This is a genomic window from Nitrosopumilus zosterae (genome assembly GCF_025998175.1).
In the GTDB taxonomy this organism is placed as follows: domain Archaea; phylum Thermoproteota; class Nitrososphaeria; order Nitrososphaerales; family Nitrosopumilaceae; genus Nitrosopumilus; species Nitrosopumilus zosterae.
In genome coordinates this window covers 1,281,888-1,306,203 of record NZ_AP026695.1, presented here as the reverse complement: position 1 = coordinate 1,306,203, position 24,316 = coordinate 1,281,888, and the positions used below count along the sequence as shown (strand labels likewise).

The window sequence follows — 24,316 nt, the reverse complement described above, 5'->3', positions numbered from 1 at the left end:
TACAATCAATTAAAAAATGATGATAAAAAAGTTGGGTCTAAAATAAAAAATGTAAAGAGTTACTTGTTTACAACAGTTGGTTCGTGAAGTAACTCATGAAAGGTCTTTTCGGCCAACCCGTTTGCCGTCTCGATAAACCCTCTTGTACAATATTCACATTGAATCATATAGTACGGTATGGTACCGTACTATTAATACTCAGGTGATTATGACGTAACCAAAGATGCAGTCAGATACCCCAGGTCATATTTCTACATGTTATTCAGATGGCCTAATCATCACTCTGCGTTACGATTATGATGAATCATCATAAGAGCTTAAAGATTGTGCTTTGAGCCTATTTTCAATTACTGGAATTTCATAAATTTGACTCCAAAATTTTTAACTGGAAATCATTTTTAAAGAAATTTGTCAAGTGAAAATATGCAAAACATTTCACTTCAGATAGATACAAGTGAAATTCATAGCTCACTTAACACAACAGTTACCAGTTTAATTGAACAGATAACTCCTGATCTTCCTCACACAACTTTTGTAACTGATTTGGCATTTATTATGATAATTGGCGCAGTAGTCACTCTTGCTTTTTTCAAAATCAGGCAACCCCTAATCATTGGTTATCTTTTTGCAGGAATGCTGATTGGTCCGTTATCTCCTTTTTGGTCGTGGGTTTTGCCTGAAGGTGGCCCATCTTCTGATTCATCTGGAGGTGTCGGGATTCTCTCTGATATTTCTGCGTTGAATCTTTTTTCTGAAATTGGCGTAATTTTACTTCTTTTTGTAATTGGGATAGAATTTCCATATGCAAAAATCAAAAGCATTGGACGTGTAGCAGTTGGGGTTGGGACTATGGGTTTATTTTCAACATTGGGTGTTGTGTTTTATACCGCAACCGCACTTGGAATGGAATTTTTAGACGCGCTCTTCATTGCAGCAGCATTGTCTATTTCTAGTACTGCAATAATTGTCAAAATTTTAGAGGAGATGGGACGAATCAAAAAGGAATCTTCTATCCTTGTTTTGGGAATTTTGATTGTAGAAGACGTGATTGCAGTTATTTTGATTTCTTCATTGCAGTCCATTGCTTTAGTTGGAACAGTATCTATTGAATCTGTAATTGTTGTGGTTCTAGTTGCTGTTGGTCTTATTGTTGGAACATTTACCATTGGAACTCGAATCATTCCACCACTAATTGATAGAGTTGCAGAAGCTGAGCACCGTGAAATTCTATTACTGAGTATTCTAGGTGTTTGCTTTGGATATGCATTACTTGCTAATGTAGTTGGATTGTCAGTTGCAATTGGCGCCTTTTTAGCAGGGGTTCTTATTGCAGAATCAAAATCATCCGAAGTTGCAAAACTACTGTCAAGTCCAATAAAAGACATGTTTGTAGCAATTTTCTTTATTTCAGTTGGCGCCTTGATGGATATATCACAACTTGAAAATCATATCTTTCTGGCAATTGCCTTGATTGCTGTAGCAATTGGAATGAAGTTTGGTGGGAATCTGATTGGAAATCTTGTCTTTAGACAAAAACGTAGCAAAGCAATACGTTCTGCATTTACTCTAGCTGCTCCAAGAGGTGAATTTTCAATTGTAATTGTAAAAGTTGGGGTGGATATAGGGGCAGTCAGTGCTTTCTTGTTCCCATTGATGGGTATAATTTCTATAATCACTGCATTTATTTCTCCATTTTTAGTAAAAGCAGGTGATAAAATAATCCCCACGCTAAAGGAAAAGCAAGATGTCTGATGAATTAAAAAAACTGATGGAACGAGCCCACGATGGAATCACTACTTTTGATTTTGACGGGAAAGAAACTCCGTGCATAATTATCGAAGAGAAAAAATATGATGATATGCTATCTAAGATTGCGGGTCAATCTCTATCCATAAACACTGATCTAAATATTTTACAAGATGGACTGGGAAACGTATTCGTTGAAGTTGTTTTGACATTTTCGAAAGGAAACATCGTTGAGACATTTCTAATTAATGCAAAAACACATCTTGACTTTTTTGAATCTCTTGCAAGTACTGCGATGTTTGCATTATCCTCACCAAAATCAAATTATGGAAAAGATAATGTGTTTATGATTCAATTACCACGTCCAGAAAAAGCTCAAGACGCATTAGAAATTATCAAAAATGCACTTGTTCCTAAAAATCAAAAATAAGTGGTGCAGTTACCGGGATTTGAACCCGGGTCACGTACTTGGCAAGCACGAGTACTAACCAGACTGTACTATAACTGCAACAAACCTAAAGGTTGAATTTGGATATTAAACTGTTTTTAACTATTTCAATTAAGATACGTTATGGATGAAATACTTCTTGGTAAAATAGAACAAAAAATTCGAGAAACAATCTCCAATAAAGACGAAATTAAAGAAATAATTCAACTACTATCTAATATTGATGATTCTAAATCATTTGCATTAGGTGTAGTAGTTGGAAGAATTTACAACGCTTTTTACTATCAATCAAAAAGAATTCTAAACCGTGAACCAACAAAAGATGAATTTCAAGAATTTTTAAAATTTGTCAAAAACAATAAATCTGATTTAGAGAATTTATGGTGATACTTTATTCCATTCAATTACATTAATTGTTGGAGTGCCTGGTAATTTCACACATGCTCCATGAAGTGCTTTTTTTGCTGCCTCTAAATGCGCTTCATTATTTACATACATTTCCATAATGCATTGTCCTTGTTTGACTCTTGCACCCAAACTAACTGCTTTGCCCCAAGATCTTCGCATTCCTTCTGAAACTCTATCTGCCCCTGCAGTTGCAATCTGTTTGTTCTCCCTTAAGAGATTATGTGGATAAATTCTTAATCTTGAATAATAGCCTGTTTCACCTGTTGTCTTCTCTAGTGTTTTGTTTGCTGCTAATCTGGCTGATTCAATTGCCATGTGTCGGATCTGGATCTTTTCGTTAATCAATAACTGTACACAATACTTGTAAACTCCTCTTTTGCCACCCTGGAATTTTGCAATTTTGATCTGTGGTTTACCCTTGATGTACTCCTTTCTGGTAAAAATTTGTCCAGTTGCAGTTCTGTAATTTGCACCATGCATTATGTTCTCAAACCAAACCGCCCATATTTTAACGGTGAGACAAAATACGCTCGTATTTTCCAATGCTTATATGGAAATCCTTTGATTTTCTCATTATCATGGATGATACTCCTATAGTTAATGGTGAGATGATTTCTGATCAAGCTTGCATTTCTGATAAAAGTTTGATTCATGAACTTGAACTAAAGGGATATGGAGAAATTGAAAATGAAAAACTATTCTTGAAACAATTTGAGACTCTGTATCTGTTATACACTAAACGACTGATTTTAAAAAAAATCAAAAAACAGATTGATTTTGATACTTTTATGAACATTTGCCAAAAAACTGATTCTGACATACTTACTAAATTTTTGATATATCGTGATCTTCGAAATAGAGGATATGTTGTTAAAGATGGGTTTGGGTTTGGTTCTGACTTTAGAGTTTATGAAAGAGGCCATTTTGGTGAGAAAGGAGCAAAATACCTTGTCTTTGGACTCAACGAAGGTCAGCAAGAGAAGATGGGTAATCTACAAAAAAAGATTGAAGATATCACCCATATGGGCAAAGAACCAATAATTGCAGTTATTGATCGTCGTGGTGAAGTGATCTATTATAAAATCAACAGAATGAATTTCTATGAAAATAAAGCTAGATTAGAAGAATCTTTTCAACTCTAGTCTTGCATAATCCATTCTGATGAATATTTTAAAAGATTGTTCTCTTCTGCAAACATAAAATCATAAACTTCTACATGTTTTGTCTTGTTATTCCAGAGATCTTGAAAGTCCTGCATCTTTCTTTCAACTCTTGATTTATCATTCCATGACGTAAAAACATCTACTGATTCAAAATCTCTTGTTTGAGTTGAAAATGATTCTCTTGATGTTCCCGTAAACGCAACAGCTTGATCATCATCATCTCTGAAAATTCCTATTCTCTCTGAAAATGAATTTGCTATCTGCTCTGAATTTGGAATTACAATTTTTAACTCAATCTGACCGTTATTTACAATATCTTGAAGTTTCTGAATTTTAGAATTTTGAATTGATTTTCCTTCAAATGGTCTTGTGAATTTTTCTGAAAATAGCTTTGTAAATAAATTCAGATCAGCCGTTCTAAACCTGTGGCCTGTTATCATTCTTAATTTTGCATTTCCGCCTGAAAAATTTTCAAATGCCATTGAAATCGTGGTTAGAGCATGAATTGATAAAAAATCTACACATCTATCATATTCTATACAATGACTTAGACAAGGAAAGAAAAACTCTGTTACAATATCATCTCTGTCTGAACGATACTCTTCTTTTAATTTGATATCCCTTAAACCCAATAATTCTTGGTCTGGATTTTGTTATTTAAACAAAAAGTATGGCGCTGGGAATGTGGACAGAGCCTTAGAAATGTCACAAATAAAGATGAATTTGAAAAAGAGATTGGTACAATTACAGATTCAGACTTGCTGTATGTTACTGAGTCAATTTTGTAAGAATAGTCTGTACGATTGATGTTACTTTGTGTTTATGATCAATGGAATCTTTTGACTAGATTTTTAGGATCATGAAACAAGTTTAGGCACAAAGATATATGCAAGCAAAATTATTTCCAGACGGCCCAATATCATAAGCAACCCCACAAGTATTTTTGAAAACGCATCAAGATCATTGTCTATTATTCCTGTCCCTAACCCCGCAGTGGTTATTGCGCCAACTGACTCAAAATACGAATCGTTCAAATCATAACCCTGATTGCTTATGTGGTATGCTACAGGGATAGGGGCAGTTGGAAACAAGATAAGCAAAATTACTGCAATCCATATCTCTTTTCGCTCATGAATTGGAATTTTTTCCCACTTTGATTTTTTGAAATACTTTCTAAACTGGAATATTTGCTCAAGGCGGAATATCTTGATTCCCCCTGCAGTTGAGAATCCACAGCCGCCAATTAGCATCAGGACAAACAAAATACTCGTAGGCACATTGCCAATATCTGTTAGATCGATAATCTGCATACCTGCAGTGGTACTTGCAGCAATTACAGTAAATGCTGAATCCAACTCAGAAACATCAGTTGTTACAATAAAAAGCAAAATTGCACCGCCAAGTATTGCAAAATAAATTCCGACTTCTTTTGTAAGCTTGAAGGACATGAATTTTTTTCTGACAAACGCATAATGAAGCCCAAATGGCAAAGCCCCGAGTATCATGCCTGCCATCAACACAAAATATTCCGGTATGGTCAATGTTTCTAAAATGGCCGAATCAGGCATGAATCCTCCGGTAGACAGCACACTCATTGCAAGAGAAAAGTCATCCAGTATGTTTCGCTCTCCTAGATAAAACATCAACAGTGCAATGATTACAGCATAAATCGAAAAGACTATTGCGATTGTTGCAAACAGTTCACGCAGTTTTGGAATATTGCCGGAGATAAAACCTCTCATTGTAATGAGTTTCTTTTCAGGATAAAACGCAGTCATTATCAGGTAAATGAAGCTCATTCCCCCTACAAACTGACTGAAACTTCGGAAGAATGTAAAACTGTCAGGCAAATCCTCGGGTGTTCCAAATAGCGTTATTCCAGCAGTAGTAAAGCTTGACGCACTAGAGAAAAAACTGCTTGCAAACAGGTCTGCAAAATCCTCTTGGCCATATGGGGAGACATACAGGTATGGAATGGTGCCAAGCAACACCAAAATGAAAAAGCTTGCAAGTATCATTATTGCTGAGCCTCGCAACGTAAGCGGATGCTTTTCTCCGTATGTGTTTAGGAAAAATCCCGTAATCAAAAGTAATGTGGCCATCAGGAACACCCCTGTTGCAACCAATGACTCGTTGAGCAGTGTTGCAACAATTGACGGGATAAGCATCAGTATTCCTGCAAACTGAGTTACTGTTCCAAGATTCCACAGTATTGCTTTGATTGAATAGTTTGTAGGGGAAGGGGATGCCACCTTTTGGCGGATAAGGCTGGTTATGGCATTCTGGTAAATTATTCCAATTACAGTTCCATCATCTTCTGTCACTGCAAGTTTTCGTAAATTTTTGTCCCTCATTATTTTCAGGGCATCAAGTAACGTATCATTGTGTTTGATGCTGACAAGAGGAAATGTCATGATGTCATCTAATGTGGTCTTTTTTGGATTTGCGTGAGCTTCGCCGATTTTCTTTAGGATATCTTGATCCGTAACTATTCCGACTACTGAATTTGTTTTGTCAATTACAATAACCTCATCTTTGTGATTTTTTTGCATGATGCTGCATGCATCTACCATGGATGTAGAATCTAAAAGTCTCAAAAAGTTTGTGTTTGCAAACCTAGAAACTTTTCTGTCAAGAATGTTGTTTACAGTATTCTTGGTTTCATAAGGCATACCTGCTGAGATTTTCTTGAAGTATTAAAACCATTTTTAATAAATATCGCAGAATATACGAATGGGAATAAAATACCTCCGATCTTCAAACCTCCAACTGCCAATCCTTTTGGCGGTAAACTCAGAGCACCTAACTATCCTCCCAAGGTGTAATGCTGTGAATATGTCCGAATCAAAAGAAATGCCATAAATCTTACTAGCAATAGGTTGGAAGCCCTTTACAATAATTGATAATCAAAATTCATGCAGTATGAAGTATTTTGCAATTTTGTTGATTTATCTGGAGTCACATTATCCTAAAATACAATGTTGCGAAAAAGGTTTCTGATATTAAAAACAATTTATCAACAAGTATGATGGACATATAATATGAGTAAAAAAGACTGGATGTTCACAAATCAGTCATTGACTGTAGCCTACAATTATACTGAAAAGTACTATAAACAAAACAAATCTGGCCTTCCAGCAAAAAGAACAGTGGTAGCCAGACTCCTATTTGGAGAGTGGGTAAAGCCACTATCTGACAAAAACGGAGTTCCTCTTACCGCTGAAGGTCAAAGTTATGTTGCATTTAGGGGTGGAGTAGGTTGGATACCTACAGATTCAATTGGAACTGAAAGGACTCTGGAGATCTATTTCTTGGATGTAGGTCAGGGTGATGCCATTTTAATTCAAACACCACAAGACAACAGATACCTAATTGATGGCGGACCAACTCATGATGAAGGGGAATTAGCTCATGAGTTCTTAAAATGGAAGTTCAATTTGGAAGGAAACCAGATTGACTTTGATGCAGTCATCATGAGTCATGCAGATAGAGATCATGCCATGGGTCTTGTTCCAATTGTAGGGGATCAAAAAATCAAAATAAAGAAATTTTATCACAATGGAATTTCTCGTTTTCGTGGAAAACCATCAGATGGGAAAATTATGGGTAAAAACCCCCGACGGTTAGTAGAAATTTTTGATGACATTACAAAATTAGATTTCTCAAAGATTTCAGGTGATTATCAGAAATTATTTACAGCATTAACAAAAGCAAAGAAAAAGAACAGAGATATCAAAATAGAGCATTTAGATCACACATCTGTAATTAAAAAACTGCCAAATGATCCACTAGAAATCGAGATACTTGGACCAATAAACATTAGTCACAATGACAGAGTAGAATACCTTGCATCTGGAACTGCAGATAAAATGCGAAATGGGAATTCAGTGTCACTTATGGCAAAGTATGGTAAATGTAAAATTCTCTTGTGTGGAGATATGAATACAAAATACGAGAAAGAATTCATAAAATTTCATAAAGACTATCCATTAGAATCCCATGTCTTCAAAGCAAATCATCATGGCAGTCAAGATGTTACAACTGAATTCTTAGAACGTGTAAGACCTTGGATATCCATAGTATCATCAGGAGATGTGCCTGATCATGCTCATCCTAGAGCAGAATTATTGGGAATTTTAGGTAAATATTCTAGTCAGGCCATTAAACGTCCAATAATTTTTGCCACAGAAATTCTCAGGACATACCATCCAGTATCTTCTGAAGATATTGAGGAAGTAAAAAAGAGAAAAAGAGAATACTCTCTTTATGAAAGAGCAATTGACGGGATTGTTCATGTTAGAACTGACGGTAAAAAATTAGTTGTGGGACGGGTATATGGTGATCCTACTTTGACCAGCGCTAAAAACAACCCAAGTAGAACAAGAAATCAGAATGCTTACAAATGGGAATACTATGAATTTGATTTGTAAAATAGTATTTAGGCGATGCTGAGAATTTGCATGAATGATTCATTCGTGCTGCTTTTATTATAATTTGAAGTATACAAATCACAATAGATAGGTTGGAGGCTATTCCCAGACCGTTTACCTCACACCATCTATTTACAAAAGATTAGAATACTTTATGAATCTCTTAATTTTAGTTTGAATAATGCAAGTATATGTCAGAAAAGAGATTCAGGCTTTTGAATATGTCTCTTTTACTGAATTTAAAAATGAAGATGAATTGGATTTTTGCTGTGAAAAATTAAAGAAATACGTTTCAGTTGTAAAATCTTGGAGTAGCAAAATTGGGAAATTCTGTATTGTAGAAAAAGATATTCTTACCCCAATTGATTATTGTCCTTTTTGCGGTGCGAAGATAGAATACATTTCTGTGGAGTAAAAAATGAAAACCAGATACAAAGTTTCTATAATTATTGCAACAAGTACAATCATCTACATTTTATTTCACGGGGGAATAACACATCCTTGTATGCTTCTGTATGATGATGGACCAAATTGTTTCATGTTCTGGTTTCAGGATACTAGTATCCATATCACAACTAGTGACTGGGATACTGGAAATGGAATTGGCTCTTGGTCGGGAACTGGAGAAATTTACCATCCTACCGTATATGATAATCTGAAAGACAATAGCGGTTTTATCTTCTGGCACATGATATTGCCTGTATTTGTAGTGTTGTTGATATATCAACGAGATAGGATTAGAAAATGAAAACTAGACTTTTGATAATTACTATACTTTCTATAACATGTGTGACATCTACAGTGATGGAAGTTTATGGACACGGAGTCGGTCCTAGATTTAACTCAGGATTCTATAGAGTTGAGGATGATATGTATTCAAAAACAACAGTATCTGTAGGAGAATCTTTCATTCTAAATGGCACAATTGTATCCCTAGTTGAAAGGGATTTTACAGGAAATATGAACATTAGATTTGATTATACAAACAATGACCCGTGGCTTGTGAATCTCTTAAAATCTAACTTCTCGTGTCTTGCCAAAGACACATGTGCAGAATCAATTCATGTTTTTCCCAATCAAAACCATTGGTACATGGATATACAGCCTACACCTGATTCATATCTGCTGAAAGGAGATGAGATAATTTTCTATTCAATAGAAATAACTCCATTAAAAGGCGGGACATATCACGTTCATACAGATCCTGATGCAGACATTCCGTCTTTTAGATACATTGGACCAGGCGAGACAATAGTTGTACAAGGCTCGCAAGACATCACAGACGGAGAATTGTTTGAATTTTACATTCCTTATACGATAGGTTTTGTTTTGATTACGATTGGTCTTATTTATGGGATTGTCTTCATTTATAGAAAAATACAGAGAAAAAGAAAATGAGATCTATCTTACTTGGAGTGATTTGGCAATAGTAGTTTTCTTTTTGATTCAAACAGTCATGCCTTTTCCGTACGGATTGATTTTTGGTTTTGTTTTTGCCGTTGCTATTTCTTTCGCATTGTTTAGTCTCTTTACCGGTGATGGAAACCCTGCATTTACATCAGGAATACAATTAGATGATCTTGATCATGTGGATGATCTTGATGGAAAGAATGTCAAAATTTATGACAAGGTAATTGATAAAGTAAATTAAAATCATTTGATGGATTCCGTTAAATTTGATAAAACATCTCAAGAATCAATTTCAGAAAAATTTTCTTTATTTTGTTATTTGAGATAAATAAGTCTCTTTATCTTTTTTACTTCTTGGCATACATCTTAATTGTTTATTACAACAAGGACACATTAGCCCATCCCATTGGATAAAAATTTCACAATTATTGCATCTTTTTTGTCCAGATGCATACCTGCCAATTTGTTTTGGTTTTATTGCCTTGAAAAGTTTACATTTTTCTGAGCAATTGACCATTAAAGAACAAAAGTATATTCAAAGATAAGCCTAGATTAACAATGTTAAATCATACTTAATACATAATAAATAGAAAATTTATAATGAACATACTAGTAATTGGTCTTCTAACTATTTTACTTGGAGTTGGGTTTTCAAATATTTCTTATGGGCAAGGTGTTCAAACTGCAGGTGGCGTGGATGTTGAGGGTACATGGTATTTGGGTGAAGGTCTTAAAGTAGGAGATTATTTTGAATATTCTTTGTGCGAAATAGATCTCAACGATTGCGCACCTATTAAACTGAAAATGTGGATCAAAGGTGAAATACAAAATGAAAGCGAGTCCTTGTGGGATACCAAAGTTGTAGTAATTGATGGCAATAAAATAATTCAAGGATCTATGGGACTTGGTAAGACTGCTCCTGAGCCAGTACTGTTTGATGATGATCTTTTTGACTATGCGATTGGATTCAAGTCTTCACTGGCTTGGCTGTCTGCATTTGCAACTGCAAATGAAGATGATAGAATACATGGCCCGCAAAAATTCAGCGATGCAGCATGGGGAAAAATTGGTGCAATAGGTGGTGCTCAGTTAATTCCAAAAAGAACAGAAACAATAAACACTCCTGCCGGAACTGCTGACACGGTAGTTGTTGGCTGGTATAGCGGAAACAATAATGAGATCTGGATTCTAGATGATTTTCCTTTTCCTGTTAAAGCACTGACATATGCATGGGTTACGACAGGTATTGCACCTATAATGTACCAATACACTTTGCTAGATTACAAAGAAAACATCACCGATGATCCTTTCAAGGATGTAAAATCAACAATCCCAAAAGAGAAACTGTTGGAGTGTCCTACTGAGTTCCATAATTATGTCAGTGGCCGTGAGTCTACTAACACATTCTCCATGTTAATCCAGTACAATTATTCTCCAGAAGTCCCAATTGAAGGATGTAGCATTGATTGGAAAATAAATTTCATGAACAAGTACAATGAGGTTGAATTCATTGATCAAGTCCATTATGATATTTGGGTGGTCGATGATGCCGGAAACAAGATCCGTTCATATGCTCAGGACATTGGACGTGCAGACTTGTTTAACGGGTTTGGACAAGTTCACATTCTTTTACCAGTAGAAGAAAAAGCAGGGATTGTTAAATATGCAATATTTGTTCATGGGACGGGTTCCGAATACGAAGTACCAAATCCAGAATTGGGTGGATATGTAATAGTTGAGATTGAAATTGCAGAGAATCTCCTTCTCAGAGAATTAGACAATGATATGTCATACCCTGAAATCCCATCATGGATTAAAAACAATGCAGGATGGTGGGCAGCAGGACAGATAGGTGATGATTCCTTCATTCAGGGAATTCAGTTTCTGATCAAAGAAAATATCATGAAGATTCCTTCAGATACGCAAGACTCCAGTTCAGTCTCAAATGAAATCCCATCATGGATTAAAAACAATGCAGGATGGTGGGCAGCAGGACAGATAGGTGATGATTCCTTCATTCAGGGAATTCAGTTTCTGATCAAAGAAAATATCATAAAAATCACTTAGATGTGTTTTTCATTTTACAATATCTTGTTGTTTCGTGTAAAATACTGTTTTAATCGTTCAACCCTGTTAAGATTTGAACTAAACAAATTTTTTAACAATGTATGAAACTCAAGTGTTTAGTGGACAAATAAAAAATCAAATTTAGTAGTTATTTTGATTATTGCAGTAGCAATCTCAGGCATATCTGCTGAGATTTTCTTGAAGTATGAAAAATCTATTTTTAATTCCTTTGGCGGGTTTTATCAGAATATTTGATTGAATATGTGATAATGGATTATTGCAGCTTAATTAACTAGAATGACTCTAGTATTGCATGGCACTTGTTTCAAATACACTCATAAAAATATTAGATGAGATTAATAATGAACTGATCAACCAAATTTCTTTGGCAAAAAATGCCGATGCAAAAATAGATACAAGACTACTTTTTCACCATTCAAAGACTCTAAATGATATAATTATGACTTCTGTACTTTCTAATGAAAACAAATTGATGTTGCAGAAATTTTCATCTACCTTAGTACAAGACAATACAACAGTCAAAAGCCTAAGATATGAAAAACAAGACCTTGAAAGAGTACTTTCCAACCTGAAGGACATCTAAAACATTCTGTCATGTTGCTTAACCTGATGCAGACTACAAAAAACACATTTTATTCTAGTTTGATGTTTTAGAATAATCTTAGTCATCTTCCCAACCATTCTCTAAATATTGAGGAGCTGCATGATCAATCTCTTTTGGTTTAATCATGGGGATAAACTTATGACAATTTGTGCATTCGTACATGTCCTTGAGTCCTGCCATTCTGACTTTTGCATTATGAGTACATGTTTCTTGAGTAAAAATACCGTGTGTCAAAATTGTTTTTTATGGCTCCCAATGACAATCACAGTTACATCCTCTCTGACAATGTACTCTCTTGCAGTCTGAACAAGTTTTTTGACTGTGTGATTTCATTGTATTCATAATGTTAATTGTCCTTTTATCCTAATTAACCTGTACTTGAAGAAACTCTATAAGCAAAATTGACGTAATGTTAGTATCGTAGTGGTGTGAGTCTGCATATCTGCAAGGAAGGACTGAATTGACTACTCAGCTACGTATTGTTGTCTAACAGGTGGAATTTTCTGTGTTTATAAGCTAGTAATGACCTAGTTAATCATGTTAAAAAATATTTTTGCAAGATTGAAAGGAAAACAAGAAAAGACGTCAAAGGACGTAAACCTATTCACTGAATCTGAAAAAACGAAACCAGAGGATATACAAAAATAAATGACATATCATTGCAAACACTGCAAATTTACTTGGGATTTCTCTGAAGATGATCTTCAAAAATTATTTCTTCACGAAAAGACTCATTTGAAAAAAAAGGCAACACACGTTGTAGGAAAAACGGCATAAGACCATGATTGTAATGGATGATTTGAGATCCTGTGAGAATTGCGGTAACGTGTTCTTAAAAAAAATAGCAAACAAGTTAACAAACAGGTGCCCTGCATGTAATGTGTGGAAAAAACAAGAGAATGTGGAATAAAAAGACCAAAATGAAATATCAATGTACCAAATGTAGTTTTCAGTGGGAAGGAACATCATATACTTTTGATAATGTTCGAGTACATGAAAAAACCCATCTACCAAAAAATGAAAACATATCTGTTCGTTGCAAAGTTTGTAATACGTTGAAAATTACAAAGGGATTGATAAATTCTAATGGTGGATGGGAATGCAAAATGTGTGGGAATTTAATTAATGCACAAGGTCATGTAATTACATCATAATCTTTGCACATCTTATCTAATTTTAAATTCTAAAAATAGGGTTAGCGTGCACTAATTTTACATGCCTTTAATACAAACAACACCATAGTCTAATTGATGAACTCTTGTCGAAAATGTGGACGTGGAATGGAAATATGTCAAAATTGCCATGTTTGTAAAAAACCCATTGAGTTTGTTTGCCACAAATGTAATCGAAATACGGATAAAGAAATTCATTCTGATTGCATTGTTAAAAAAATGTCTGTTTCAGCTTAGTGAATATTTTTGCCAATTTTACAAAAAATCACAAAAGAAAATGTATTTTGCAATTATTGTCATGCTTCCAAATTAGTGACTGACGAGGTTACCGGTGAGATTGCATGTTCTAACTGCGGATATGTTATTTTAGAAAATACAGAGGAACGAGGCAGAGAACATAGACTCATTTCAGACACAGGGGACACCGCTAGGACAGGACCTGGATTGACACTAAAAAGACATGATCAAGGATTAAACACGGTAATTGGAATTCAAAATAAAGATGCAGTAGGAAAGCCCCTCTCCTCAAAAACCACTCAAATGTTTGACAGACTACGAAAATGGGACAGTAGATCACAAACAAAAAATTCTGCAGACAGGAATCTTCGATTTGCACTTCAAGAATTTGACAAAGTACAATCAAAGTTAGGCCTTTCTGATACAGTAATTGAGCGAGCATCGCTTTTTTACAGAAAGGCAATTGAGAGAAACCTTATTCGTGGTAGAACTGTAAAATCAATAGCTGCTGCATGTTTGTATGCATCATGCAGAGATTTAGGACACAATAGAACATTAATAGAAATTGCAAATCAGTTTTTGATTAACAGAAAAGAGATTGCCAGAGCATACCGCATATTGTTTAGAGAATTAGGATTTGTTGTATCTATTGCTGATCCAATAAAATCCATCACCAAGATAGCAAGTAAGATGAATGTATCAGAGAAAACAATCCGTAAAGCAGTACAAATCTTAGATGCAGCCCAAGATGCAAGAATTACAGCTGGTAAAAATCCTGAAATTATTGCAGCAACTGTGATCTATGCTGCATCCATTATTACAGGCGAATCAATGTCTCAAACTGCAATAGCAGAAGCTGCAGGAACAAGTACAGTTTCAATAAGAAATAGAATTCAAGAGTTTAAAGCAAAACTAGGTCTTTTTTCCACAATTAACTAGGATTTAAAAAATTATGACTATGTTGAAAAATAAAACTGTTTTACAGACAAAGAAAAACGATTTGTTAAGATCTCCCAAAGGCACGAACATTCCAGGCCATTATCGTGAATGCGAGGAAGGAGATTGTCGCAGATTGGTTCCGTGTCCCCATGTAAGATGCCAAGAACATCGAACAGATATGGCAATAAAAGATTGGACTGTACATCATATTGAGTCATGAAAAGTATGTCCATATCACCTACAGAAGATCATGTGATGAAGAGGGATTATAAAATAAAACTATCTGGGGACGATTTTGTTCTAGTTGGAATGAACTACAATTATTTTATGATTCCAAGACTTGCATATCCCAAAGATAATCTTGAAAAATTAAAACAACAGATTCTAGATGATCAGAAGATGACAGATGAATTAAAAACACTATGGGATGATGGCATGCAGGATAAATCTCTAGAAAAGATTTCACAGATATTGGAAAAATATTTTGGAAAAAAAGCAGAACAGCAACAAATCTAATACTACAAGAGATGTAGAATTTGATATGTCTCTATCAAGTGAAGATATCAACAAAATTAAGGAAAAAATCATGAGTGAAGATGATACTAAAATACAAAATAACCGCCTCATCAATAGAGTGGTTTTGATTAATACATGTACAAACTGTGGTAATCGATTCAAACCTGTAAACAGTATGATATGGGAAACATTATGCGATTTGTGTATAAGATAAAAATAAAATGGGTTTGTAAAAACAATTCAGTTTTCTCCAATCATTTATGATCTGAATCCGTTGAGGCTTGAACCATTTTTGAATTGACAAGATAACCATTCAGCAACTCCGTGATTTGTTCACTATAATGGCACTGACAATTAATTCTCTGAAGGGAGAATTGTTACTTTGGTTAAAGTCTCTGGTTTTGAATAGAATTAAGCCTGCTCCCATCGGGATTTGAACCCGAGTCTTTGGCTTGAGAAGCCAAAATGCTTAACCGGACTACACTATAGGAGCTTGATGAAAAACAAATTAAATCTCAATTTAAAGGAAATGTTTTGACTTTGCATGAATTTGTAAAACTTTGTGAGTTGGTTCCTTTATAGAAAAATCAAAGGCATTGAATTTATGGATGTTAAAAAATTCATTTCTGAACACGAATTGACTAGTTTTCCAGTTGGTTTGGGTGGATGCAGAACATCCGAAATCAATGATGATTCATGTGACTATGATGTCTTTGTCTTTGATGGAAAATCCGGACAAGAAGTAGTACCGTATGAAAACGAGTTTGTTATGATTCATCATGCGTCATTTTCTGAAACGCAATCAAAACAGCTTCTTCAATATGATAAACTTCAGATCATTCAGGATGACTCCTGGGAACTAAGGATGCTTTTATCAAAGATTAATCAAAAACATTCTTCACTTTATACTGATTCTGCCAAAAATTCTTTGATTGAATCACTGTTTTGCTGCCAAAAAACAAAAGAATCGATTCAATCTTCTGATGTTTTTGGCCCTTGTTGGCAAAAATGTGCTGCTTTTAATTTGGCAGATGCAATCACTTCATTAAACAACCTGCGAGTTAGTCCTTCTCACATGCTTGATCTTCTAAGAAGACTGGAAAAAAATCAAATCAATGAGCATATCTCGATTGTTTCTCAAACTGTGGGAATTGAGCGAGCTACTCCTCCATTACTAGAAAGAATGCTAAAATCAACTATCGGGTTCTCTGATTTGGTTGAAAAAAATAACCATTCCCAAACTATTAAACGAAAATATGAATTCTTTGTAAAAAACTCGAGGCTCTCTGACTGTTATTTTTATCTGGGGTGGATTAACAAAGAAAATTTCTTAAAAATCAAGAATGCCTTGAATAGGGAGCAAGATCATATTCATATCTTAAAAGTTGCATTTGATCTGGAGGCAGATATGAATTTAGTTGAACAACAAGCCAATCTCATACAAAAATCATGCAATGATATCCTTGGGATTCTTTGAAAATGGAGTAATTTCTCGTCTTTTGTACTAACCTTTTAAAATAAGTATAATTACAGAATTATCATGGTAGATCAAGCATGTGGATGCGAAGCTGAGAGCGGAGATCCAGAATATGAATGCGATTGTGCAATGCAAGGTCATTGTATTTGCAGTCATGACTGCAAATGCTCAACTAGCGTTTGCAAAGAAGCTGTCGGACAACTATAATTCGATAGTATCTTAAAATCTATTTTTTCTTTTTACTTAATCTTCATCTTCCTCAAAGCCCCAAGACTTTACTAATTCTTTTTGGAACTTGTCAGCTTGTTTCTCATCTAACCCAAATCCACAATTCTTGTGAGTTGGAACAACTGTCATGCCATCCAGTTTGAATTCAACTTCGAACAAGTGCACTTTGGAACATTCGCACATTTCTGGAATTACTGCGCATTTTCCTCTATATTTGCTTATTTGAATAACCTTTAACTATCCGTTTTGGCAATTTTTTTTAGATTTGAAAGGCTTGTTGTTAATTATTCCTATATTTGCCGCTTTATTGTTAGGTTCAATATCTGTTCCGTCTGCATTTGCACAATTCCAATCTGGTGGTGTGGATAAAGAAGGATCCTGGTATGCAGGTGAAGGTCTCAAGAAAGGAGACTTTTTTTCATATTTGATGTGTCATGTAGACTACAAAGAATGTGCTAAATTTGAAATGGATCTGTGGATAAAAGGTGACAAACAAGTCGGAAGCGAAACCAAATGGTTAGCTGAAGTTGTAGTTTATGATGGCAACAAACGAATTGTAGGTGAAATGGAATTAGGAAAAATTGCGCCAGAACCTACAGGAGGCAGTGCTGAATTAGGCGTTTACAGAGGTGCTTTCAAGTCTTCGGTAGTATGGCTTTCTGCATTTGCAACATCTGATTCCAGTTCTGGCGGAAAAGGTCCAAAAGAATTCAAAGCAACATCATGGGGTAAGATTGGAAACATTGGAGGCGAGCAAGTACTTCCAAAAGCAATTGAAACAATTACTGTTCCAGCAGGCACATGGGAAACTGTTCAAATGTATTGGAAGACCGGGGGAGTTGGAAGCAAAGTATGGATTGTAGATGATTTTCCATTTCCAATAAAAGCTAAAACTTACACACATGTGTCTGAAGGAATTCCACCTACAGAATACGAATTCTCATTGTTAGAGTATAAAGAAAATGTGCAAACTAGTCCTTTTGAAGGCATTGTATCAACTTTGGATGAGCTTGAAGCAGCAGGATGTGAAATTGATTTTGAAAAGACAGTTGGCATAAAAAAACCTACAAAGAACTTTGATTATCAGGTGCATATCTTCTATGGTCCTGAAGAACCAGTAGTGGGTTGTGAAATGGATTGGCTAATTAGTTTCATTAACAAATATGATGATACTGAATACTTGAACCAAGTTCAGTTTGACTTTCTAACTGTCGATGAAAATTTGAAACCTCTAAGATCAATTGCACAAGAAGAAGGCAGAAAGTTTCTCTATTCTCCATCAGGCCAACACACTATTAGCATGAAAGTAAAAGAAGATCCTGGCGTTGCTCGTTATGTTATTTGGATTTATGGATTATCTCCTGAAGGAATTGCTCCCTCTGGTGCAGCTGACTATTTAGAAATCGAAGTTCCAATATTTGCAGCTGATGGTACAATTCCAGTACAAAAAATTCCTGATTGGATTAAGAACAATGCAGGTTGGTGGGCTGACGGTTCCATAGATGACAATTCCTTTGTACAAGGAATTCAATTCTTAATAAAAGAAGGCATCATGAAGATTCCTCCCACAGTTCAAGGCTCTGGTGGAAGCGCAAATAACATTCCATCATGGGTAAAGAACAATGCAGGTTGGTGGGCTGACGGTTCCATAGATGACAATTCCTTTGTACAAGGAATTCAATTCTTAATAAAAGAAGGCATCATGAAGATTCCTCAATCTATTTCAACATCAAAACCAAGTGGATACCAACCAGAATCCTTGTTTGATTAAACACTATCTAATGTCCTACATTCAAATTACGAAAATCCTAAAATAACATATCGACATGGTAGGGCTTTTCAAACATCCAAAACGCCGTCTAAAAAAATTACTAAAAGATGGCGAATATAGTGATGCAATAAAACTTGGAAAAAGCTTGGAATCAGAATTTTCGGATGATCATGATTTTATGTTCATTATGGGAAGTGTCTATCTAATTGTAGATGATGCAAAAAAAGCGTTACCTTATTTTGACAAAGCATTTGAACTTGACAATACCGATGTAGAAAATCTTACTCTGAAAACAAACGTCCACTTGGCATTGGAGCAAAAAGATGAGGCAATTGATTGTTGCAAGCGTATTTTAAAATTACAACCAGAAAATTCTGAAGCACAAGATTTGCTTGAAGAACTAGAAAGTCTCTGATTTGCAAAGTTTTACTTGTTTTTCATCTTGTAAGCGTTCTCCATTAGCCAATTACAAAACGCTGTAACATTTTCATTAAATTCAGTCCAGATGTGTACTGAATGAGGTAGGATGTCTATCTTCCAATTATCTGTGAATACTCTTACCCCTTCTTTATTTTCATACATGTATGCATCTTCTGTTTGAACATCCCCTAGAATCTCTTTTGCTTTTTGTTTAATTATTTCTCTATCTATTGGAAATCTCTTTAGGTCATAATCTACAATTAGACTCAAGTCTCTTTTGCCATACATATCAAATTCATCAATCATTCCTTTTTTTGGAAAATTCACGATTAACTTGATGTTGTATTTTTTCCCAACCTCTTTTCCAATTTCCACGATTCTTGCATATCCTAATGCGGGGTTTTTCTTTAGCAGAAATCTAATTTGTGCCAGGTCTTTTTTTAATTGATTTTGAAGATCGGTAACTATTTCAGAAAATATCATTATTTTCTTAAACAAAATTCCTATTATAATCATTAATTTATCTTAAGATTGGTTTTTTTAGAACTTGGATTAATTCTATTTATGGCCATGCCGATGGATTTTGATGGAATGTGTAGCGATGACGCATCAGAGAGAACCGACAATGTTGATGAATATAGAAGAACATGCATTGATTTCATTGAGGATATATCCCATGACTATGAAGCGTGGGTAGACTATTACAAACTACCCGAAGATGAAGACAAGAGAAGGCGAGCCGGTATTCGTGCAACCATTACTAGGACTAATGAATGGATAGCAAAGGTTGCTCAATCAATCAAGGCAATCGATGTGGTGATGAATGATGGCATACAAAAGATGGCAGAATCCACCGCAGGCAAGCCTCTTGAAATAGGAGTCTTTGTTAATCATAAATCTGGTTACACCGAAACACGTCCTGGTATTGTTGACGTAAATGTAAAGGGGCATGGAAGAGATGGAAGGAAAATGAAATTGGGTTTTCATTTTAAAGATGATCGATTTAGAGTAGAGTCCACCTGTGATGCATACATTGATGAGAATGATTTGCCAACACAAGAGTTTGAAATGATGGATATACATCTGAAACTTCATGCAGAAAATGCAAAACCGCGTGATGTTATTTCATTTACTGTGACAATTAGTGAGGTTGAAAACGATGTTGAATTTGACAGACGCGGTGTTTCAACTATAGTTCATCTGGTGTAGTTTATCGAACCAAGTCCTCTTTGAGGTATTCTATGAACTTTCCAGTGTTTTCAAATTTTATCGAATTGATTTCTTTTAGATCCTCAAAGTTGTTCATCTTTAGGTATCCTTCTGATGCTGTATACAATACGTCATCAATGTAGAATGTTCTGGCGTTTCCCATCCCGTAATATCTCGAGTCTTCTGATGAATGAGCTATTGTTCCCATGATGTTGAGTCCGTCTATTTTATCTAAATCAAATACATAGAATCCACTCCAGCGATTATATTCTGGTGCTATCATCTTTGCACTAGAAACTTCGTCTAAACTTTTCACATCACTAGTAATTGGAAGTGAAAGGATGCCTCTTTTTTTATCAAAAAAGAATGCTTTGTGATTGTTTAATGCTTCAGAATATGTGGAGCTGTCCCCAATGACTATGTCATCTACGACCCTTGGGTTCTTCACATCTGCTACGTTGAATAACGCAATTTTGATTCCTAACTGCTGGACTCTGCCATTTTCAATTTCTTTGGTGTCTCTACCTACTCCAATAATGTGTTCATTATCGTATGGGTGCAAATAGTTTGAAAATCCTGGAATCTTCAATTCCCCTAAAATCTTTGGCTTGTCTGATGACAAATCAATCACAAAGAAGGGATCGATTTGTTGGAATGTTACCAGGTATAATCTATCGCCCATAAATCTGGCTGAGAAAATACTCTCGTCAGGCGCAATATTGTCTAGTCCTCCAACGATGTTTAGATTACCATCTAAGATATAGACTGAATTTGAGCGAACTGTTCCTTGATATTGAGAATAGTGTTCTAATGTGGTTGCAACTCTGAATCTGTCTCCGCTTTCATCCATGGAAAACTGGTTTAGTAATCTGCCAGGGACTGTGCCTTTTGCAACATATTCTATTTTATCCTCGTCAATTGAAATCTTGTGAATTATTGTCTTGTTTGCTTCCTCTTGAATTTTTTTGTCGTATTTGATCAAGGCCTCTTTTATTTTCTCAAATAACTTTTCTTTGTCATTTTTATCCATTTCATTGTATGAATTTTGCATCACTTCTGAAATTTTTAGCCATTTAGTTGATGCGCTAATTGTGGAATCATCTTGGATTTGTCTGATTTTTTCCTGAATGTAGTTTGGCAATAACGGTACTATGACATCAAAGAATCTGTCTCTAGCCGAGTCCTCATAAAATCCGTATGGCATGTTTTGCTGATAAGTCAAGTAAAAATTCTCCTCAGAAACATAGATGGAACCAGAATATCCCATAAGGAATGTTTCTGAATTAATCGTGTCTCCAAATATGTCTATTGCAGTTAATGTGTTAAAGTTTGAAAACTGTTCTACGTTATCAAAGTAAAATGCCTCAGGTGTCAAAATTGGAACAGATCTTTCCAAAATTACGGGCAGTCTTGGATATTGATGATCTATGTTGCTATTTGTTACAAAGTATGCATAGTCTCCGATCATTCTTGCATCAGTAAAATACCCATCAATGGAATAGTCTTTGAGAATAGTTGGATTCTCTTTATCTGAAACATCCACAATTAATGCATGTGTAACTTGACTGTACGAACGTCTTGGCACAAAGTCATAAAGTGGAATTATCTCGTCATCGCTTTGCCCGTTGTAAAATATTACTAGCCTTTCTCCATTTAGAAACATGTTTTGAATATATTGAGACTCGATGTCTAGTGCGATTTTGAGAATTATCTTCGCAGATTCTGCTGGATATGCATCAATAATAGTCAGAGTGTTTTGAGATACAATGTATACATATTTTGAATCATTTTTTAGATAGTCTGGCTCATCTACATTTTCAACTTGAACATTTGTAGTGGAATAGTCTGCGCCTCCAGATTCTGATTTTGTTACGGCTTCTGTAGGCATTGATGGTGCCGGTGGTGGTGCACCTGTAAACCCGTCTGATTCCATCATTACTGCATCGTCTACCATTGCTCTTGTGGAAAATATTCTGTTGTCAAAAAATCCTCCTCCGAAAACAGCAGATTCCTCAAGAATTTTTTTTAGATCTTCTTGTGATGAAATCTTTTTGATATTTTGTGATCCTTCAAAATAGTCTGATTTCTCGACATAGACTATTTCAGGATCTGAGACTTGGGATATTTGGGGCTGTTCAAAATCTATTGAATACGTAATACCTGCTGTGACTATGACCGAAATGACGATTGCTATTGGGATTGTTATTTTTGAATTCATTTTTCCTTCACTCTTTCCAGACTCTTTTTTTGAGAACTGCCTTTTAGTGATTGCTATTATTTTGTAGTTTGGGATAAAAGGTTTAGTGAAATTTCAATTTTACCAAACAACTTACATATGCTGGATTTACAGTATTCCTTCTGATGTCTTCCGATGAAACTGCTGATGATGGCTTTACAGAAAAAATCAAAATTCTTGCAACAGATGACAAAAAAATAAAGTTATTCGGAGAGTTATTTACCAACGATTCTAGCCGTGAAATACTCCAACTGCTCTTCAACGACGAATTAACTGCAAACCAGATTGCCCAAAAAACTCAGATTTCTCTTCAACTAGTAAAGTATCACCTAAACAAACTTCAGGATTTAGGTGTAGTCAAAATTTCAAAGATTGAAAAAAACTCAAAGTCACAAGACATGAAAATTTACTCTGCAACAAAATTCAGCATTGTTATTGTCCCTCCTACACTTTCAGAAAAAACCAAAGAAAGCAAATTGCTTGTTCGCTCCTTTAGGCATATTTACAAAGTTGTGGGATTTGGAATTGCAACTGGACTGTCAGGGTTGCTTTCATTGTTCCAGTTACAGACAAAACAAATTCCTATGAATGAAATTTCAAGCAAAAAAACTGCAGAATTTTCTGCTAAAAATACTGCGTCATTTAGAGTGGATGAATCTTCCGAATCTGTTTCAGCGCCTGCCCCCATGACTGCAGAATCAGAACCCGTGATGGAATTTGCAAAAAGCGTCGAGCCTCAGGATTTTGCCGAAGAAAATCTGGACATTGCAGAAACTGTGATTGATTCTGGCGTTGTTTCTTCATATGATCTGTTTTTACCGTTTGTCATAATGACCGTAGTTCTTGGCGGGTTGACCGTATACTATTTGTACAAATACTTGAAAAAATCAAAACAGTTCATGCAGAATCCAATGTGATTTCTATCGTCACTCTTTTCTCTTTTGCCCTTTTTTCGCCTGGGTATTTTAATTCTGAAATTTTCTTACTGAATTCTTCGTCGGTGATTAACTTTGCATGTCCAGAAAAAACCCTGTCCTTGTATTTTATTTTGACCTGCGGATTTGCTATGGCGTTTTTGAACCAATCTCCATCCGGTCTATGTCTGGAAAAGTAAATTTTGCCATTAAAGTTGACTGCCAGAAGCATGACTGAATGTGGATTACCTGTATTTCTCCCCTTTGTGATTAGGATTGGCTTGAATAACTCTTCCTTAATTTCCATGCGTGTTTTTTTCTGTCAAGTAATTTAACCTCATTGATAGAAATTTCTGATATCTGGTATGATAAGCAAATCTGCTGATATCATTTTATGTCCGTAAAACTAGAAGGAATGCCTACAAACATTGCAACTGCCGATTCGTTTACTGGAAAAAAAGTGATAGACCGCGAGGGAATTCGATATGGTAAAGTCAAACACATCCACATTCATCCTGATACACTTACCGTATCCGGAGTGACAATCCATCAGGGATTCAACAAGGATTATTTTCTTTCCGAGGATTTCATTGACAAATTTTCTGAGGAAACTCTGCTTCTTAGCAGACCTCCTGTGAGAACCGGAGTTTCAGTGGTTGACATTGATGGCCATAAAATTGGCAAAGTCAAACGGCTACACAGAAATCCTGAAACCAGCGAACTTGAATCAATTGAAGTTACTGATGGTTTGATGCATTCTAAAATATTGTCCAAATCTGAAATTTGGGGAATCGGAGAAAAAATCATTCTGAGAATGAGTAAAGAAGAATTCAAAAAAACTGAATAATTTCTTTTTTCTTTTTTAAAACCACTCTAGTGCGCTTTTTTAGAACATGCTTG

30 protein-coding genes and 2 tRNA genes are annotated in these 24,316 nt (G+C 35.2%); 22 read left to right on the top strand and 10 right to left on the bottom strand.

From position 1 onward, the window contains the following. Positions 1-423 precede the first annotated feature (423 nt). Complete coding sequence (locus tag OO712_RS07985) at positions 424-1,752, top strand: cation:proton antiporter domain-containing protein (protein WP_109876322.1); 1,329 nt, start codon at positions 424-426, stop codon at positions 1,750-1,752. Beyond that, positions 1,745-2,176, top strand: a complete 432-nt coding sequence (locus tag OO712_RS07980; RefSeq protein ID WP_109876321.1) for a hypothetical protein — start codon at positions 1,745-1,747, stop codon at positions 2,174-2,176. Before OO712_RS07985 ends, OO712_RS07980 begins: the two co-directional genes overlap by 8 nt. A 1-nt stretch (position 2,177) precedes the next feature. On the opposite strand, the gene OO712_RS07975 is transcribed toward OO712_RS07980, so the two are convergent. Next, positions 2,178-2,254: transfer RNA gene (locus tag OO712_RS07975), tRNA-Gly, on the bottom strand. Between the two features lie 63 nt (positions 2,255-2,317). On the opposite strand from OO712_RS07975, the gene OO712_RS07970 reads away from it, so the two are divergent. Beyond that, positions 2,318-2,581, top strand: coding sequence for a hypothetical protein (locus OO712_RS07970; protein WP_109876320.1), 264 nt, complete (start codon positions 2,318-2,320; stop codon positions 2,579-2,581). Here OO712_RS07970 and OO712_RS07965 read toward each other — a convergent pair. Then, complete coding sequence (locus OO712_RS07965) at positions 2,573-3,082, bottom strand: 50S ribosomal protein L16 (RefSeq protein ID WP_109876319.1); 510 nt, start codon at positions 3,080-3,082, stop codon at positions 2,573-2,575. The two genes, OO712_RS07970 and OO712_RS07965, sit on opposite strands and share 9 nt — an antisense overlap. A gap of 98 nt (positions 3,083-3,180) precedes the next feature. On the opposite strand from OO712_RS07965, the gene endA reads away from it, so the two are divergent. Beyond that, positions 3,181-3,744 (top strand): tRNA-intron lyase, encoded by a 564-nt coding sequence (gene endA, locus OO712_RS07960; RefSeq protein ID WP_109876549.1) that lies wholly within the window; start codon positions 3,181-3,183, stop codon positions 3,742-3,744. Here the strand turns inward: endA and OO712_RS07955 are convergent. Further along, entirely contained in the window at positions 3,741-4,397 is a 657-nt protein-coding gene (locus OO712_RS07955) for a phospholipase D-like domain-containing protein (RefSeq protein ID WP_109876318.1), read from the bottom strand. The genes endA and OO712_RS07955 overlap by 4 nt on opposite strands. Positions 4,398-4,415: 18 nt before the next feature. Here OO712_RS07955 and OO712_RS07950 point away from each other — a divergent pair, with 18 nt between their 5' ends. Then, positions 4,416-4,553, top strand: coding sequence for a hypothetical protein (locus tag OO712_RS07950; protein ID WP_160049189.1), 138 nt, complete (start codon positions 4,416-4,418; stop codon positions 4,551-4,553). Between the two features lie 69 nt (positions 4,554-4,622). On the opposite strand, the gene OO712_RS07945 is transcribed toward OO712_RS07950, so the two are convergent. Next, positions 4,623-6,437, bottom strand: a complete 1,815-nt coding sequence (locus OO712_RS07945) for a potassium transporter TrkG (RefSeq protein ID WP_109876317.1) — start codon at positions 6,435-6,437, stop codon at positions 4,623-4,625. 369 nt (positions 6,438-6,806) lie between these two features. On the opposite strand from OO712_RS07945, the gene OO712_RS07940 reads away from it, so the two are divergent. From OO712_RS07940 to OO712_RS07910, 7 genes are all read left to right on the top strand, one after another. After that, positions 6,807-8,195, top strand: a complete 1,389-nt coding sequence (locus OO712_RS07940; protein WP_109876316.1) for a ComEC/Rec2 family competence protein — start codon at positions 6,807-6,809, stop codon at positions 8,193-8,195. Between the two features lie 181 nt (positions 8,196-8,376). Next, entirely contained in the window at positions 8,377-8,610 is a 234-nt protein-coding gene (locus tag OO712_RS07935; protein ID WP_109876315.1) for a hypothetical protein, read from the top strand. 3 nt (positions 8,611-8,613) lie between these two features. After that, the gene (locus tag OO712_RS07930) at positions 8,614-8,943 is read left to right on the top strand and encodes a hypothetical protein (protein ID WP_109876314.1); all 330 of its coding nucleotides are present in this window, start codon (positions 8,614-8,616) and stop codon (positions 8,941-8,943) included. Further along, entirely contained in the window at positions 8,940-9,593 is a 654-nt protein-coding gene (locus OO712_RS07925) for a hypothetical protein (RefSeq protein ID WP_146195974.1), read from the top strand. Before OO712_RS07930 ends, OO712_RS07925 begins: the two co-directional genes overlap by 4 nt. Continuing rightward, positions 9,547-9,846, top strand: a complete 300-nt coding sequence (locus OO712_RS07920; protein WP_200829051.1) for a hypothetical protein — start codon at positions 9,547-9,549, stop codon at positions 9,844-9,846. The genes OO712_RS07925 and OO712_RS07920 overlap by 47 nt, the downstream gene beginning before the upstream one ends. A 359-nt stretch (positions 9,847-10,205) precedes the next feature. After that, positions 10,206-11,672: a peptidase gene (locus OO712_RS07915; protein WP_264953665.1), complete on the top strand. Its 1,467-nt coding sequence runs from the start codon at positions 10,206-10,208 to the stop codon at positions 11,670-11,672. Positions 11,673-11,985: 313 nt separating this feature from the next. Continuing rightward, positions 11,986-12,276 (top strand): hypothetical protein, encoded by a 291-nt coding sequence (locus tag OO712_RS07910; RefSeq protein ID WP_109876311.1) that lies wholly within the window; start codon positions 11,986-11,988, stop codon positions 12,274-12,276. Positions 12,277-12,354: 78 nt separating this feature from the next. On the opposite strand, the gene OO712_RS07905 is transcribed toward OO712_RS07910, so the two are convergent. Beyond that, positions 12,355-12,531 (bottom strand): hypothetical protein, encoded by a 177-nt coding sequence (locus OO712_RS07905; protein WP_200829032.1) that lies wholly within the window; start codon positions 12,529-12,531, stop codon positions 12,355-12,357. 686 nt (positions 12,532-13,217) lie between these two features. Between OO712_RS07905 and OO712_RS07900 the strand changes: the two genes are divergently transcribed. The 3 genes from OO712_RS07900 (at position 13,218) to OO712_RS07890 (ending at position 15,161) form a co-directional block, all read left to right on the top strand. Beyond that, positions 13,218-13,451, top strand: coding sequence for a hypothetical protein (locus tag OO712_RS07900; protein ID WP_109876548.1), 234 nt, complete (start codon positions 13,218-13,220; stop codon positions 13,449-13,451). Between the two features lie 264 nt (positions 13,452-13,715). After that, positions 13,716-14,645: a transcription initiation factor IIB gene (locus OO712_RS07895; RefSeq protein WP_109876310.1), complete on the top strand. Its 930-nt coding sequence runs from the start codon at positions 13,716-13,718 to the stop codon at positions 14,643-14,645. Between the two features lie 216 nt (positions 14,646-14,861). Beyond that, positions 14,862-15,161, top strand: a complete 300-nt coding sequence (locus OO712_RS07890; protein ID WP_146195973.1) for a hypothetical protein — start codon at positions 14,862-14,864, stop codon at positions 15,159-15,161. 418 nt (positions 15,162-15,579) lie between these two features. Here the strand turns inward: OO712_RS07890 and OO712_RS07885 are convergent. Then, a tRNA-Glu gene (locus OO712_RS07885) sits at positions 15,580-15,654 on the bottom strand. Between the two features lie 69 nt (positions 15,655-15,723). Here OO712_RS07885 and OO712_RS07880 point away from each other — a divergent pair. Together OO712_RS07880 and OO712_RS07875 are read left to right on the top strand one after the other, a co-directional pair. After that, complete coding sequence (locus tag OO712_RS07880) at positions 15,724-16,638, top strand: hypothetical protein (protein WP_306307573.1); 915 nt, start codon at positions 15,724-15,726, stop codon at positions 16,636-16,638. A gap of 63 nt (positions 16,639-16,701) precedes the next feature. Further along, positions 16,702-16,845 carry a hypothetical protein gene (locus OO712_RS07875; RefSeq protein ID WP_200829031.1) on the top strand — a complete coding sequence of 48 codons (144 nt, stop codon included), beginning with the start codon at positions 16,702-16,704 and terminating at the stop codon, positions 16,843-16,845. A gap of 36 nt (positions 16,846-16,881) precedes the next feature. On the opposite strand, the gene OO712_RS07870 is transcribed toward OO712_RS07875, so the two are convergent. Beyond that, positions 16,882-17,049: a hypothetical protein gene (locus tag OO712_RS07870; protein WP_200829030.1), complete on the bottom strand. Its 168-nt coding sequence runs from the start codon at positions 17,047-17,049 to the stop codon at positions 16,882-16,884. Between the two features lie 82 nt (positions 17,050-17,131). Between OO712_RS07870 and OO712_RS07865 the strand changes: the two genes are divergently transcribed. After that, on the top strand, positions 17,132-18,637 hold the full coding sequence (locus OO712_RS07865; protein ID WP_109876307.1) for a peptidase: 1,506 nt from the start codon (positions 17,132-17,134) through the stop codon (positions 18,635-18,637). 55 nt (positions 18,638-18,692) lie between these two features. Next, positions 18,693-19,052, top strand: a complete 360-nt coding sequence (locus OO712_RS07860; RefSeq protein WP_109876306.1) for a tetratricopeptide repeat protein — start codon at positions 18,693-18,695, stop codon at positions 19,050-19,052. Between the two features lie 11 nt (positions 19,053-19,063). Here the strand turns inward: OO712_RS07860 and OO712_RS07855 are convergent, their stop codons facing one another. Continuing rightward, positions 19,064-19,540, bottom strand: coding sequence for a hypothetical protein (locus OO712_RS07855; RefSeq protein WP_109876305.1), 477 nt, complete (start codon positions 19,538-19,540; stop codon positions 19,064-19,066). 81 nt (positions 19,541-19,621) lie between these two features. On the opposite strand from OO712_RS07855, the gene OO712_RS07850 reads away from it, so the two are divergent. Beyond that, the gene (locus OO712_RS07850; protein WP_109876545.1) at positions 19,622-20,266 is read left to right on the top strand and encodes a hypothetical protein; all 645 of its coding nucleotides are present in this window, start codon (positions 19,622-19,624) and stop codon (positions 20,264-20,266) included. Between the two features lies 1 nt (position 20,267). Here the strand turns inward: OO712_RS07850 and OO712_RS07845 are convergent, their stop codons facing one another. Further along, entirely contained in the window at positions 20,268-22,484 is a 2,217-nt protein-coding gene (locus tag OO712_RS07845) for a beta-propeller domain-containing protein (RefSeq protein ID WP_109876304.1), read from the bottom strand. Between the two features lie 143 nt (positions 22,485-22,627). Here OO712_RS07845 and OO712_RS07840 point away from each other — a divergent pair, with 143 nt between their 5' ends. Further along, positions 22,628-23,419 carry an ArsR/SmtB family transcription factor gene (locus tag OO712_RS07840; protein WP_109876303.1) on the top strand — a complete coding sequence of 264 codons (792 nt, stop codon included), beginning with the start codon at positions 22,628-22,630 and terminating at the stop codon, positions 23,417-23,419. On the opposite strand, the gene OO712_RS07835 is transcribed toward OO712_RS07840, so the two are convergent. Continuing rightward, positions 23,400-23,723, bottom strand: coding sequence for a nitroreductase/quinone reductase family protein (locus OO712_RS07835; RefSeq protein WP_109876302.1), 324 nt, complete (start codon positions 23,721-23,723; stop codon positions 23,400-23,402). The two genes, OO712_RS07840 and OO712_RS07835, sit on opposite strands and share 20 nt — an antisense overlap. Before the next feature lie 87 nt (positions 23,724-23,810). Here OO712_RS07835 and OO712_RS07830 point away from each other — a divergent pair, with 87 nt between their 5' ends. Beyond that, the gene (locus OO712_RS07830; RefSeq protein ID WP_109876301.1) at positions 23,811-24,263 is read left to right on the top strand and encodes a PRC-barrel domain-containing protein; all 453 of its coding nucleotides are present in this window, start codon (positions 23,811-23,813) and stop codon (positions 24,261-24,263) included. Positions 24,264-24,316: the final 53 nt, after the last annotated feature.